This window comes from Paenibacillus sp. FSL R7-0210, from assembly GCF_038009085.1.
Lineage (GTDB): Bacteria > Bacillota > Bacilli > Paenibacillales > Paenibacillaceae > Paenibacillus_AQ > Paenibacillus_AQ silagei.
Genome location: NZ_JBBPAR010000001.1, coordinates 1343957 through 1358348 on the forward strand (window position 1 = coordinate 1343957; position 14392 = coordinate 1358348).

General features: G+C 51.9%; 15 protein-coding genes. 12 read left to right on the forward strand and 3 right to left on the reverse strand.

What is annotated here, in order from left to right; translation table 11 throughout:
• From xseA to spo0A, 10 genes are all read left to right on the forward strand, one after another.
• Complete coding sequence (gene xseA, locus MKY64_RS05640) at window positions 1–1374, forward strand: exodeoxyribonuclease VII large subunit (protein WP_209871152.1); 1374 nt, start codon at window positions 1–3, stop codon at window positions 1372–1374.
• Window positions 1358–1615, forward strand: coding sequence for an exodeoxyribonuclease VII small subunit (gene xseB / locus MKY64_RS05645; RefSeq protein WP_036731943.1), 258 nt, complete (start codon window positions 1358–1360; stop codon window positions 1613–1615). The genes xseA and xseB overlap by 17 nt, the downstream gene beginning before the upstream one ends.
• Window positions 1602–2549 carry a polyprenyl synthetase family protein gene (locus MKY64_RS05650; RefSeq protein ID WP_340951475.1) on the forward strand — a complete coding sequence of 316 codons (948 nt, stop codon included), beginning with the start codon at window positions 1602–1604 and terminating at the stop codon, window positions 2547–2549. Before xseB ends, MKY64_RS05650 begins: the two co-directional genes overlap by 14 nt.
• Before the next feature lie 95 nt (window positions 2550–2644).
• Window positions 2645–4549, forward strand: a complete 1905-nt coding sequence (gene dxs, locus MKY64_RS05655; protein ID WP_036731946.1) for a 1-deoxy-D-xylulose-5-phosphate synthase — start codon at window positions 2645–2647, stop codon at window positions 4547–4549.
• Window positions 4550–4591: 42 nt separating this feature from the next.
• A complete protein-coding gene (locus MKY64_RS05660) occupies window positions 4592–5482 on the forward strand; it encodes a TlyA family RNA methyltransferase (protein ID WP_340951477.1) in 891 nt (296 codons plus the stop codon).
• Between the two features lie 123 nt (window positions 5483–5605).
• Window positions 5606–6076, forward strand: a complete 471-nt coding sequence (locus tag MKY64_RS05665) for a hypothetical protein (protein ID WP_235192067.1) — start codon at window positions 5606–5608, stop codon at window positions 6074–6076.
• Window positions 6077–6102: 26 nt separating this feature from the next.
• Complete coding sequence (gene ahrC / locus MKY64_RS05670) at window positions 6103–6552, forward strand: transcriptional regulator AhrC/ArgR (protein WP_036698370.1); 450 nt, start codon at window positions 6103–6105, stop codon at window positions 6550–6552.
• A 49-nt stretch (window positions 6553–6601) separates the two neighbouring features.
• Window positions 6602–8329, forward strand: a complete 1728-nt coding sequence (gene recN / locus MKY64_RS05675; RefSeq protein WP_340951479.1) for a DNA repair protein RecN — start codon at window positions 6602–6604, stop codon at window positions 8327–8329.
• A 138-nt stretch (window positions 8330–8467) separates the two neighbouring features.
• A complete protein-coding gene (gene spoIVB, locus MKY64_RS05680) occupies window positions 8468–9577 on the forward strand; it encodes a SpoIVB peptidase (RefSeq protein ID WP_081751394.1) in 1110 nt (369 codons plus the stop codon).
• 197 nt (window positions 9578–9774) lie between these two features.
• Window positions 9775–10593, forward strand: a complete 819-nt coding sequence (gene spo0A / locus MKY64_RS05685) for a sporulation transcription factor Spo0A (RefSeq protein ID WP_036731960.1) — start codon at window positions 9775–9777, stop codon at window positions 10591–10593.
• Between the two features lie 1185 nt (window positions 10594–11778).
• Here the strand turns inward: spo0A and MKY64_RS05690 are convergent.
• The gene (locus MKY64_RS05690; RefSeq protein WP_036731966.1) at window positions 11779–12150 is read right to left on the reverse strand and encodes a hypothetical protein; all 372 of its coding nucleotides are present in this window, start codon (window positions 12148–12150) and stop codon (window positions 11779–11781) included.
• Window positions 12151–12387: 237 nt separating this feature from the next.
• Between MKY64_RS05690 and MKY64_RS05695 the strand changes: the two genes are divergently transcribed.
• Together MKY64_RS05695 and MKY64_RS05700 are read left to right on the forward strand one after the other, a co-directional pair.
• A complete protein-coding gene (locus MKY64_RS05695) occupies window positions 12388–13047 on the forward strand; it encodes a helix-turn-helix domain-containing protein (protein WP_036731967.1) in 660 nt (219 codons plus the stop codon).
• A 119-nt stretch (window positions 13048–13166) separates the two neighbouring features.
• Window positions 13167–13475 (forward strand): hypothetical protein, encoded by a 309-nt coding sequence (locus tag MKY64_RS05700; protein WP_036698353.1) that lies wholly within the window; start codon window positions 13167–13169, stop codon window positions 13473–13475.
• A 100-nt stretch (window positions 13476–13575) separates the two neighbouring features.
• Here the strand turns inward: MKY64_RS05700 and MKY64_RS05705 are convergent, their stop codons facing one another.
• Both MKY64_RS05705 and MKY64_RS05710 read right to left on the reverse strand, forming a co-directional pair.
• Window positions 13576–13749: a sporulation histidine kinase inhibitor Sda gene (locus MKY64_RS05705; protein ID WP_081751395.1), complete on the reverse strand. Its 174-nt coding sequence runs from the start codon at window positions 13747–13749 to the stop codon at window positions 13576–13578.
• Between the two features lie 244 nt (window positions 13750–13993).
• Entirely contained in the window at window positions 13994–14323 is a 330-nt protein-coding gene (locus MKY64_RS05710) for a LytTR family DNA-binding domain-containing protein (protein ID WP_339249509.1), read from the reverse strand.
• Between the last annotated feature and the right edge of the window lie 69 nt (window positions 14324–14392).

The window sequence follows — 14392 nt, forward strand, 5'->3', positions numbered from 1 at the left end:
ATGGCGGCAGAGCGGCAGATCTACTCCATCAAGGAGCTTAACAAATATATCCGTATGAAGCTGGATTCGGATGTGCTGCTGTCCGACGTATGGATTCGCGGTGAAATCTCGAATTTCACCCATCACGGAAGCGGGCATATGTACTTCACGCTGAAGGATGAGAGCAGCCGGATCAAAGCCATCATGTTCGCTTCACATAACTCGCGGCTGCCGTTCGTGCCGAAGGAAGGCACGAAGGTAATCGCCAGGGGAAATGTGACTGTATATGAACGGGACGGGCAATACCAGTTCTATGCGACACATATGCAGCCTGACGGAATCGGCAGCCTGTATCTGGCTTACGAGCAGCTGAAGAGCAAGCTGGAGAAGGAAGGCCTGTTCGCAGCGGAGCGCAAGCGTCCGCTGCCGCAATTCCCGCGCTGCATCGGGGTTGTGACCTCCCCGACAGGAGCGGCTGTGAGGGATATCATCATCACCCTGCAGCGGCGCTACCCGCAGGTTGCGATTGTACTCCACCCTGTACTAGTGCAGGGTAAGGGGGCTGGACCGTCCATTGTACAGGCCATACAGAACCTGAATGCCATGGGAGAGGCCGATGTGCTGATCGTCGGGCGCGGCGGCGGCTCCCTGGAGGAGCTGTGGGCCTTCAATGAAGAGGCCGTTGCCCGGGCGATTGCGGCCTCCGGGATTCCGGTCATCTCGGCCGTGGGCCACGAGACCGACTTCACGATCGCCGATTTCGCCGCCGATCTCCGGGCGGCCACCCCTACGGCAGCGGCGGAGCTCGCTGTGCCGAGCGCAGCCGAGCTGGCCGGGCAGCTGCGCATGGCCCGGCAGCGGCTGCGCCAAGGGCTGCTGCGCCGCTCGCAGCGCGGCGGCGAACGCCTCGCTGCACTGCAGCGCTCGCTGGCGCTGGCCGGCCCCCGCCGGCAGCTGGCCCAGCACGCGCAGCGGCTGGATATGCTGCGCGCGGCCCTGCTCCGCGCAGCAGAGGCAAGGCACAGCCGCGCGCAGGGGCGCAGCGCGCTGCTGCACCAGAGCCTGCAGCGCTTCCATCCGCTTAGCAGCGTCAGCGCTGCCCGCCGGCGCACGGATGGCCTCACCCGTGAGCTGACGGCGGCCATGCAGGCGCGCCTTGCAGATAAGCGCGCGCGGTTCGGGGCAGAGCTGCGCCATCTGGATGCGCTCAGCCCGCTTAAGGTCATGTCACGGGGCTACAGCCTTGTGTATGACGAGAAGGAGCAGCATTTAATCAAATCGCTGAAGGAAGTAGAGCTTGGCGATGTGGTCAACATAAAGCTTAATGACGGACAACTAAACTGCCACGTATGGGGAATGAAGGAGGATGGCAAAGCGAATGGCGAAGGAAGCTGAACTGGATTTTGAAGGAGCTATGGAGCGCCTGGAGGGTATCGTGCGTGAGCTTGAGCACGGTGACGTTCCCCTGGAGAAGGCGATTGATTTATTCCAGCAGGGAATGAAGCTCTCGCAGCTATGCGGCAGTAAGCTGGAGCAAGTGGAACGCAAGATTGAAATGATCACTGTGGAGGATGGCGAACTTCGCAAGAAGCCATTCGGCAACCGGCTGGAAGGCGATAGCGATGAGTCATTCTGAGCTTGAGCCATCGGGCGGTTCGGCAGCGGCGCAGGGCCGCGAACCGCTGGAGGAATATATAGCAGACGTTAGCCGCTGGGTTGCCGCTGCTCTCAGCGGGGTTGTACCGGAGCAATGGGACGTCCCCCAGGTCCTAAGAGAGTCGATGGAATACTCACTGCAAGCTGGTGGTAAGCGCCTGCGGCCGCTGCTGGTCACCGCTGCCTGCGAAGCGCTGGGCGGCAGCCGTGAAGCTGCGCTGCCTGTAGCAGCAGCGATTGAAATGGTACACACCTATTCTCTGATTCATGACGATCTTCCGGCGATGGATAATGATGATTACCGGCGCGGCAAGCTGACGAACCATAAGGTCTTCGGGGAAGCCATGGCCATTCTGGCCGGGGATTCGCTGCTGACCCATGCGTTTTACAGTGTGGTACAAGCCTCCCGTAAGCATGGAGTTCCGGCAGAGCGCGTGTTGTCCATCGTGGAGGATCTGGCCGAGATGGCCGGCCCGCGCGGTATGGTCGGCGGTCAGGTAGCTGATATGGAAGGCGAGCAGGGCATGACCGATCTGCAGCAGCTTCAGTACATTCATCTGCACAAGACCGGCGATCTGATGATCTTCTCCTTGCTTGCGGGCGGCAGAATCGCCGGTGCGAATGAGCAGCAGCTGGAAGCCCTGCGCCGGTTCGGCACACAGATTGGCCTGGCCTTCCAGATTCAGGATGATATTCTGGACCTCATCGGCGATGAGAGCAAGCTCGGCAAAAAAACCGGCAGTGATATCAAGCAGCACAAAGTAACCTATCCGTATTTCATCGGCCTGGAGGCTTCGCGCGCGGAGGTCAAGGAATTGACCGCAGCGGCGCAAGATGCAATCCTGGAAGGCGGGTTCAACGACCCGTCCCGGCTGCTGGAAATTGCCGATTATTTGATGTCACGCGATCACTAAATGAAGTTTCGCAAACGGCTGTGTTTCGACAGCCGTTTCGTTTGTGTTATAATGGGGTTTATATTTTACAACATCTAGGAAAGCGGGGAATACTCGTGCTGCTTCCACAAATAAATGATCCTCAGCAACTTAAATCTCTATCAGTCGGGGAACTGGCTGCACTTGCGGAGGAGATCCGCCAGTTTCTGATCGAGAAGCTGTCTGTAACAGGAGGGCATCTCGCATCCAATCTGGGCGTCGTGGAGCTTACACTGGCCCTGCACTACTGTTATGACAGTCCACGGGACAAAATGATTTATGACGTAGGGCATCAGGCGTATGTCCACAAAATATTAACCGGCCGCCAGGACCGGTTCGATTCACTGCGCAAGCACGGCGGATTATGCGGCTTCGTCAAGCGTACAGAGAGCGAGCATGATGTCTGGGAAGCCGGACACAGCAGTACCTCTTTGTCCGCAGCCATGGGTATGGCGATGGCCCGTGATTTGAAGGGCGGAGACAATAAGGTAATTGCCGTGATCGGCGACGGTGCCCTTACCGGCGGTATGGCTTTTGAAGCCCTGAACCATATTGGACATGAGGGCCGCAAGCTGATGGTTATCCTTAATGATAATGAAATGTCGATTGCTCCGAATGTAGGGGCTATGCATAACTATCTAAGCAAGATCCGTTCAGACCGTCATTATTTGCGGGCCAAGGACGAGGTCGAAGGCCTGCTGAAGAAAATTCCGGCCATCGGCGGACGTCTGGCGAAGACTGCGCAGAATGTGAAGGACGGCCTGAAGAACATGCTGGTGCCCGGTGTTCTGTTTGAAGAACTCGGATTTACCTATCTGGGACCCGTGGACGGTCATGATCTGGAGAAGATGATCGATACCTTCCATCAGGCGGATAATGTATCTGGGCCTGTGCTGGTGCATGTGCTTACCACCAAAGGCAAGGGCTACAAACCGGCGGAAGTCGATTCCTATAAATGGCACGGCATTTCCCCCTACAAAATCGAATCTGGCCAGGTGCTTCAAGCGGTCGGCAATCCGATGTACACGGAAGTCTTCGGACAGACGTTAATTGAGCTGGGGCATCAGGACAAGCGGCTGATTGCCGTAACACCGGCGATGCCGGGCGGCTCGGGACTTTTCCCGTTCGCCAAGGAATTCCCGGACCGGATGATTGATGTCGGGATTGCGGAGCAGCATGCCGCCACATTATGTGCGGCCTTGGCTATGGAAGGCATGAAGCCGGTATTTGCCGTCTATTCCACCTTCATGCAGCGTGCCTATGATCAGATCGTTCATGACATTTGCCGCCATAATGCCAATGTTATGTTCGCCATCGACCGTGCGGGCTTCGTCGGCGCGGACGGGGAGACCCATCAGGGCGTGTACGATATCGCTTTTATGCGTCATATCCCGAACATGGTGCTTATGATGCCGAAGGATGAGAATGAGCTGCGCCACATGATGAAGACGGCGCTGGACTATAATGAAGGACCGATTGCTTACCGTTATCCGCGGATTAACGGCACGGGTGTGGCTATGGATGCTGAGCTGCACAGTCTGCCTATCGGCACCTGGGAACGTCTGCGTCCTGGTGAGGATTATGCCGTGCTTGCCTGCGGCCCGATGGTTCAGGTTGCTGAAGAGGCGGCAGAAGTGCTGAAGCGTGAAGGGATTCAGGTCGGTGTGGTGAATGCGCGCTTCCTGAAGCCGCTGGATAACACCATGCTGCTTGATCTGGCACATGCGGGAACGGGGATGGTGGTGCTGGAAGAAGCGAGCCAGGCCGGCAGCCTTGGCAGTGCGGTGCTGGAGTTCTTTGCAGAGCATGAGATATATGATGCGCATGTCCACCTGATGGGCGTGCCGGATATTTTCGTCGAGCATGGGTCGATTAAAGAGCAACGCCAGGAAACCGGCCTTACCGTTGAAGCCGTGTGCGCACGTATAAAGTCAATGAAGGGTCTTAGCACTTATACCTATAAGTCAACTTCCACCTCGTAAGGGCAGGGGCGGAAGGCGGACCGAAGTGATCGGGAGATGAACATGGAACACCCTAAGGAACGAATTGATGTGCTGTTAGTGGAGCAAGGCTTCTACGACAGCCGGGAGAAGGCCAAGGCTGCCATTATGGCGGGGCTTGTGCTTGCGAACGAAGAACGGATAGAAAAGCCGGGGATGAAGGTGCTGCGCAGCTCTGTCCTAAGAGTCAAGGGAGCACTGCACCCCTATGTCAGCCGCGGCGGCTTGAAGCTGGAGAAGGCCTTGCGGCAGTTCGGCATCGAGCTGAACGGCCGCAACATGCTGGATATCGGCTCCTCAACAGGAGGCTTCACCGATTGTGCACTTCAGAACGGCGCGGCTCATGTGTACGCTATCGATGTGGGACATAACCAGCTCGACTGGAGCCTGCGTAATGATGAACGGGTAACCGTAATGGAGCAGACCAACTTCCGTTACATGACCCCGCCCGATTTGAAGGGACCGGTACCTGACTTTGCAAGTATCGATGTCTCCTTCATTTCACTGAAGATCATCCTGCCGCCGCTTATGGCGCTGCTGAACCGTCCTGCTGATATCGCTGCGCTGATTAAGCCGCAGTTCGAAGCCGGGCGCGAGAAGGTGGGCAAGTCTGGAGTTGTGCGCGAACCGGCTGTACACCGGGAAGTGCTGATAAACGTCCTGTCCATGGCAGCCGAACTGGGCTACACGCTTGCAGGACTGACGTATTCCCCCATTACCGGCGGGGAAGGCAATATTGAATTTCTGGCACACTGGAAGCTGCTGCCTGCTGAGGCTGCGGAGCAGACTTCAGTGCAGCAGACTTCTGCGGCTGAAGCACAGCCGAATAATTTCGCCGCGCTTGCCGACTCGGTCATTAAGGAAGCGAATGCAACCTTCAGCGCTGCGGGCCATGGAAACTCATCTAAGAGATGAGTTTCTTTTGCTGCCAATATAAGAATTTACAGGTCTCCCCGAACCGGAAATTAGCGGCAGATTGTCAGACCGAAGCAGGATTTCACCCGCCCTCGCGCGAATAGATTCACCGAGGTGATGGGAGTGGCGAGCTCGGACAAGGCTGTAGTGGCACTTATGGGACTGGCGGCGGCAATCTTTATCCTTTATAGAATCTATATTTGGCTGCAGGGGTCCCCGGGTTCCTTCATGAAGGACCGGGTGCCGATCAACAAGGTCATTCAGTCCCATCCGTCCATCGCTCTGCTGGAGGATGCGGGATATGAGGTCATCGGCGGCAAGCTGAAGATTCCGCTGTCTTTTCAGGTGAATGGGGCACCGATGTACAGCAGGCTGTTCATTGATTATGTAGCCACCAGGAATGAGGAGCATTACTATCTGGTCATCCTATCCCGCCCCCGCAAGGAGCTTGAATTCACCGGCAGCGGACTCCGGGACCACATCCTCCCCTATCTGCTGATCTACCCGGATTGCAGCGGGGTACTCTATGTGGATACGGTGAATTCCAACATTCATGTAATTAATTTCGGCAAGGACGACGGAGAATCCAGTTAAGCACTATATAAATACGGGAGGCAACAATGAAGGGACACAGGCATATCAAGATTAGAGAGATTATCTCGCAAAAGGAAATCGAAACCCAGGATGATCTGGTGGAGGCACTGCGTGAATCGGGTTTTCAAGTTACACAGGCTACCGTATCCCGTGATATCAAGGAACTGCTGCTGATCAAGGTTCCGATGGATGACGGGCGTTACAAGTATTCCCTGCCCACCGACCAGCGTTACAACCCGACCCAGAAGCTGAAGCGGGTGCTGGTGGACAACTTTGTACAAATCGACTATTCCGCGAATCTTGTGGTGATGAAATGTCTGCCGGGAACGGCCAATTCCGTGGCTGCGCTGATCGATAATATCGACTGGCCGCAAATTATGGGTACGATCTCAGGAGACGACACTATTCTGATAATCTGCCGCCAGCCGGAGGACAGCAAGGACGTTATTTCACAAATTATGGGCTATATATCGTAGTTCTGCTTACGGGCAGACAGGCAATCATCATGTCGGAGGTGCTGTATTCGTGTTAGAGACATTGTCTATACGCAATCTGGCCGTGGTTGAGGCGGTGGATGTGCATTTTTATCCGGGGTTCCATGTCCTTACAGGGGAGACCGGTGCCGGAAAATCAATTATCATCGACGCGCTCGCACTCATTGCCGGGGGACGCGGTTCCGCTGACTCCATCCGGTATGGGTGTGAGAAGGCCGAAATGGAAGCGCTTTTCAGCCTGCCGGGAAGTCACCCGGTCTGGGATACGCTGGAGCGGCTGGGCATCGGGGCAGAACGTGAGGAGCATCTGGTCATCCGCCGGGAAATCACCTCCCAGGGCAAGAGTACTTCGCGCGTGAACGGCCAGATGGTCAATCTGAGCATGCTGCGCGAAATCGGGGAGCAGCTGGTCAATATTCATGGACAGCATGAGCATCAGAACCTTTTGAAGGCTGAACGTCACTTGGGTCTGCTGGATACCTATGGGGAGGCGGTAATCGGACCGCTCAAAGCGGATTATCAGGATAAATATACAGCCTTCGCTAAAGTGGAAAAAGAACTCCGGGAACTTCAGGAATCCAGCCAAAAGGCGTATCAGATGCTGGATTTGTACCGTTTTCAGCTGGAGGAAATTTCTGCTGCGGGACTAAAACCGGGAGAAGATGAATTACTTGCCGAAGAACGGGTAAAACTATCCCACAGTGAGAAAATGATGGATTCAGTATCCGGCGCATACGAGCTGCTGTATGACAGGCAAGGGCTGGAGTCCATTGGCAATGTAATCTCCAGGCTTGAAGATGCGGTGCGGTATGACGAGAAGGGTCTGCGGGCAGTCTTCGAGCAATTGCAGTCGGCTTATTACCAGCTGGAGGATGCGGCGTTTCAGCTGCGCGACTACCGTGAAGAGATCGAATTCAATCCGGCACGGCTGGAGGATATTGAGAACCGGCTGGATCTGATCACCGGACTGCAGCGCAAATACGGGGATAGCGTGGAGCAGATTCTGGAGTATTATCAGCAGATTGAGCGGGAGACGGATCTTCTGGAGAATAAGGACGAATATATTGAGAAATTAACGGCCAAACGCGATGGCCTGCTTCATATCTTAATGGAGTCAGCTGAAGCGCTGAGCGGAGCGCGGCGGCAGTGCGCAACTGAGCTTGCTTCACAGGTCGAAGGGGAGTTGAAGGATCTGCAGATGGAGCGGACCTCCCTCCAGGTGAAGATGGAGACGCTAGAAGATCCGCGCGGTATGGAGTATCAGGGACGGCGGTACCGTCTGACCCGGCAGGGGATCGACAGTGCTGAATTCATGATCTCCCCGAATCCCGGCGAGCCGCTGCGTCCGCTGGGCAAGATCGCCTCAGGCGGAGAGCTGTCACGGATCATGCTGGCGATGAAGAGTATTTTTGCGCGGCATGATGCGATTCCTGTCCTTATCTTCGATGAGGTGGATACCGGGGTCAGCGGACGGGCGGCCCAGTCCATCGCGGACAAGCTGTATAAGCTGTCCTCCACCTGCCAGGTATTCTCCATTACCCACCTGCCGCAGGTGGCCTGTATGGCAGATCATCAATATCTGATTGCCAAAAAAGTCGAAGACGGACGCACGATGACTGAGGTGGACTCGCTCTCGGCCGAAGGCCGCGTAATGGAGCTGGCCCGAATGCTGGGCGGTGTGGAAATTACCGAAAAAACATTGCATCACGCGCAGGAGATGCTGGGTCTGGCCGAGGCCAGCAAGGCAGCTGCAAGCTAAGCGGGACAATGATTGACAGTAATAAAAGCCTGAGGGCAAGGTTATCTTATAGGTACGCAATTGGCGACCACCTTTTTCGTCAAGCGAAAGAAGCAAAAGGGAGTGTGACAGCCATTGAAGCCTAACCTCAGGAAGTTAATGCCCGGCCTTTTATTTGCCTTCTTTCTCAGTTTATCAGGCATAACGGGACCCTCACAGATCCACGCAGCACCGCTTGAACATCAGCCGCTTAGGGCGGTACAGGGAACCGAGAGTGAACTTAAGGTCATCCCCGGAGGTCAGACGATTGGCGTGAAGGTGAAGTCGGCAGGCGTGCTGGTGGTAGGTCATCATCTGATTGAAGTATCGGAGCAGTCCAAGATTTCACCAGGCGAGAACAGCGGCATCCTGCCCGGCGATCTGATGATCTCCATTAACGGGGTGAAGCTGGACGAGGTATCGAAGGTAGCAAGGCTGGTCGAGCAAGCCGGCCGGAGCAATGATTCCTTAAGCATCGTCTACAAACGCGGCGGTAAAGAGCACACAGCTCAGCTAAAGCCCGCTTATGACCGCACAGACAAGGTGTGGCGGCTCGGGCTCTACATCCGGGATTCCGCAGCAGGTGTAGGGACCCTCACTTTCTACGCCCCGAAGCAGGGTGTGTACGGGGCCCTTGGGCATGTCATCACCGACATGAACACAGGTACGCCGATTGTGGTCGGCAGCGGCCATATCGTGCAGTCCAGCGTCACTTCAATCTCCAAGAGCCAGGATGGCGATCCTGGGGAGAAACGGGCCCATTTTCTGAAGGAAAGCCAGGTTCTCGGGAATGTGGAGAGCAACACGGATTTCGGAATATTCGGTAAAATGACCCGTAATCCTGAGCACAGCCTATATCAGGAGCCGATTCCGGTGGCCATGAGCACTGAAGTGAAGGAAGGACCGGCGCAAATTCTTACCGTTGTCGATGGTCAGCAGGTCGAACGCTTCAACGTAGAGATCATCCATGTGGCCCGTCAGCAGACCCCTGCTACTAAGGGTATGGTGCTGCGCATCACCGACCCGCGTCTGCTTGATAAGACCGGAGGGATTGTCCAGGGAATGAGCGGCAGCCCGATTGTCCAGAACGGCCGTCTAATCGGTGCAGTGACCCATGTGTTCGTCAATGATCCCAAGTCAGGGTATGGCTGCTTCATTGAGTGGATGCTCAGGGACTCCGGTGTGGTTCAACAGGATCAGGAGCCTCAATACAATCTTAAGGCGGTTTAGCCTTAAGATTTTTTTGTCGAAGGGCAGCGATTATCCTCGAAACGTGAAACAAAATATTTAATTATAAATCAACACCGAAAAAAAATAAAGAAAAATAATTTTCGACAGAAGGATATTCAAACCTGATGTCGAAAGTTATAGGGAGAGAAGATGATCATTATTTTCTGAATAGCAGATATATAAGGAGGAAGTAGCCAGTGCAGAATATTGAAGTGTTGTTGGCCGATGATAACAGGGAGTTCACGAACTTGCTCGCCGAGTACATTACTGAACAAGAAGATATGACCGTAACAGGCATTGCCTATAATGGGGAAGAGGTACTACAGATGCTCAGCGGAGCACGTAAGATCCCTGATGTCCTTATTCTTGATATCATTATGCCGCATCTGGACGGCCTCGGCGTGCTGGAACGCCTGCGTGATATGGATCTGAACCCGCAGCCCAAGATCATTATGCTGACCGCTTTTGGCCAGGAGAATATTACGCAGAGAGCCGTTCAGCTTGGCGCCTCTTATTATATTCTGAAACCGTTTGACATGGAGGTTCTGGCGAACCGTGTGCGCCAGCTGGTTGGCACGCAGGGCAGTATGAGCACTTCCGGAAGCATGTCCGGCTATTCTTCTTCCAGATCTTCCAGTAATGTGGTTCCGCTGTCCAAGGGCAAGAACCTGGATGCGAATATTACCTCAATCATTCATGAAATCGGCGTCCCTGCGCATATCAAAGGCTATCAGTACCTGCGTGAAGCCATCACCATGGTCTATAACAACATTGAGATCCTTGGTGCCATCACCAAGACGCTGTATCCGGCTATAGCCGAGAAATTCAAGACCACGCCTTCCCGTGTAGAACGCGCCATCCGCCATGCGATTGAAGTCGCCTGGACCCGTGGCAACATCGACAGCATCTCCCACCTGTTCGGCTATACCATTAATATCTCCAAATCCAAGCCAACTAACTCGGAATTTATTGCCATGGTAGCGGATAAGCTGCGCATTGAGCATAAGGTGTCTTGAAAGGGTTAGGGGCTGGATATGTGAAGGGTTAAGTAGTCTAGAGCCTAAAAATACCGGAATAGCATAATAATAAATACCACTTGCTAATGGGAAATTGTATTCCCCAATAGCAAGTGGTATTTTGTTTTACTACACCCAAGTAGTTTGTATGCGAAAAACCGAATACAATTTATACTGCTGCGATGATGTATGGGCCTAATGCTTCACAGCCCGTAACATTGTAGAGAAATCCTGCAAGAAGTGCAGCAATGTTGCCCAATAGAATCGACCGATGCTGAAATCCTGCATGAAATGCAACAAAGCCAGCGCTAACTTGCTCTAAACAACGGAATTACTGCAAATAATGCAACAATGCACCGTGGCCATTAATATTTTTAAGTGTAATCCTGCAAAATGTGCAACAATCAGGCTCCATACAAGCGGTCGGTGAGAAAAAACTCTCAGAATTGGAGACAGATAGGCGGGAGCACCCGTCATGAAAGGAAGGTACCCACATCCTTACCCGTTAGAGTGTTGTTCTTGTATGTTCTCTCGTTTAGGATGAGCCCGAGACAGTCCCCATTGATTAACAGCCGCGTCTGGATCATGACTTGCGTGTGAGTCTGAAAACACCAGTTACAAGCGCATACATACATTGCAACGAAGGCAATAAAGATACTTAGCCATTCATTAGACTGTACGACAAATAGGTAGTAAATCAAGTCACTCCTTCATGGAGTGGCTTTTTTTAGTTTATAATGAAGGGATAAGCAAAGGAGGTGGGAGAAATCATAGCGCAGATTCTTTTAGGGATCTGGATGCTCACACAAGCGGCTTGTCACTTTTTTGGACTTGATGTGTTCCTTCGGCAATCCGTTAGGGATAGTTTGAGTAAGGAGGAGCGGGCCTCTTTTCAAAGAGGGATGGTCCTGCCCTATCTCATATTAGGGATGACTTTTATTGGAATGGGGATTGTTGAGCGTAAGGCGGTCCTGTCCATGCCGCTTTTCCTGGGACTCTATATTATATTGTGTGCGGCGTCCTTGACCGGGGTATTAAGGAATAACAAAAAGCACCTGGGTCATTACATGTGGTGAATCTATAGGCGCTAGTTACCGGAATGGCTGCTACTGTTATGTAAAAGAAACCGACCAAGCCATTGCTTGGTCGGTTTTGTTATAAATATAAGCTTATATTTCATATACCTTAATTAACGGACTGGTTGCCCAGACTGCTCAGGTAAGCATCGGCTTCTTGATATGTAGGATAATGCACGGCGAATTTGCCGAACAGTCTTTTCATTTGCATTTTCCAGACCGGGGAGTCTGCAACGTATACCCAGCCGCCTACTCCTGCTTCTACCGCGCGGTCACCGGTGGGAGCGAGCATTGCGGCTACTTCAGGAGAGAGCACGGTTGGGGAACCGGTCACATCAGTTACTCCGGTAAAGCCTGGCTTCAGCTGCTTCAGAGCATTTTCAAAATCTGCTATGTAGGCGGGTACGTCACTCTCAGTCAGGCCGTAGGCTCTGACGATCACCTGGTTTTTTGCAAGATTGACTTCCATTGTGTAAGACATGAACATTCCTCCAGTTGTGGTATTAAGTTTACATTAGGTTATATCGGATAAGATTGGGGTCTATTTGAGAGAATAAGGAAAACGGATTAGAATGGTTCTCATTTATGGGAATTAACCCCATATATTAAGGGGATATGGAGGGTTTTACGCTTCTCGCCTAAAGAATTTACACAAACAATTGTTATTATGAAACACAAATTGTTGTCTTGTGTTATGATATAGGTAGAGGTGGCTCTTATGAACGATTTCGATAATTACCCCGATGAGCTGGGGAATTTCATCCGGCACTTCAGGAAGGCCCGGGGGTTAACCCTCAGGGGGCTGGAAGAGAAGAGCGGCATCAGTTATTCACAGCTCAGCAAGATTGAACGGGGAGAGAGTATCCCGCTTAAGGATAACCTGGATAAGATCATTGAAGCACTCGGAGGGGATCTCAAGAACCGGATGTATCATTTGGCCGACTATATGCCTGATATTGAGTACATCAAGACGCTGAAGCAGGGCTACAAGCTGCCTAAGCATAATCAGTCCCAGGACTACATTTACGAGACGGCGTTCAACAAGCTGAAGGAATTCCGGGCGAAGGAAGACAAAGAAACGTCATATGTTTCCTTTGATTCTGACGAGGTCATCGTTTATGAGACGGAATATGGGGCAGGAATGGTTATAGAGAAGATCGAGAAGTACAACCTGACCGATGTGCTTAACGATATATTCGAGGGAAGTCTGGACAGTCTCCGCAGGCAGCCGCGCCAAGGGCGTCAGGCATACTTATTCGGAGAATGGCTGCGTGAAGGTATCTTCGAGCTGAAGGAAGAGGAACAGGATCAGGTCATTCAGGCCTTGAAGGAATTCACCCAGTTCAAAGTACAACAGATCAAGGGCGTGTACAAGTAAAGAAGGGCCCGGCTTAGCGTGCTTGCAAAATGAATAATGTTGCCCTTTCTTGCAGCCATCTATTCATCTTGATCCATAAACAAACTACAAATGGTTAGACAGAAAAGGGGATAAGAATCATGAGAATCAATATGAAGTTCACCAGCAAAGGGAAAGCGGCTATCGAGAATTTCAACAACGAAGAGCTGTTGGAGATTTTTGCAAGATACATCAAGACACTGACCAAAAAATACGATATTGAAGTAGATGTGCCGCTTGAAGTGAATCAGAATATCGTTGCCGATGGAACTGTCATTGCTATGGCCCAGAACGTCAAATGTGATGCCGAGACCTTCTTCAAGGAGCTGGGACGCGATATCAAGGTTCCCCTCAAGAAGCGGCTCGGCGGGAAGCTGGAGAATGTGTTCAAGACCGAAATCATCGAGTAGGCGTAAGCTTGTTGCTCACCAAAAACCATCCCCGCACATTGTGGAGGATGGTTTTTTGGCATCTGTGGAGGTATATCCTATGGGTGGAGAGCTTCGCATTCTAATGATGTTGGGTACCTGAAAGATTCCGCGTGGTGAGAACATTCCTGATAATCTGGATAAAATCCGGTGAAGCCTTGGCTTCCAGCGCCAATTCGTAGATGTTCATTAATTGTTCGTTAGACAATAGCTCAAGTGATGAGGGGCGCGGAGAAGGATGAAAGTAAGTATCCATTGTATTCCTCCATCATGGTTGAGAGTAGTGGAAAAGATAATTAAGATATTAATGAAATGCTTCTATGTAAATGGTACCATCTGGAATATAATCCGTCTGCTGTCATTCGCCCTCTGAATTTTACTTTACATAAGTTGGATAATATGTGATAATGATTGATTTTGTTTTTATTAGCCATATATGACTACAAAAAAGCAGCGAACCTATAAAAAGGATCGCTGCTCTCTTTACATTCTACGGTGAATTAATCATCGAATTCGCGATTAGTCAAGTATTTCTTAATTCTGGATTCGTTGGACTCCGATACATGGGCAAACTGTTTTCCTTGATTAAACAGAACGATCTTACGCTCCGAATCATAAGCTTCAATGTTGCTTAGACTCACTACATTACTGCGATCTAGCCGTTCGAACCCTTCATCCCTATAAGCTGATAAGAGATCGGAAAGAGTGGTGGGGAAAACAAATTCGCCTTCTTTCGTATGGACGAATATTGTATTTTTATAATTAGAGAAATACAATATATCTTCTTCCAGGATATCGCGGGAAGAACCGTCATTTAGTAGAACACGCATGTATTCCCCATCCTTGTATGATTACTTACGCAGTTCTTGAGGAGCTTCAGGGCTGTGCAGACTAATCTT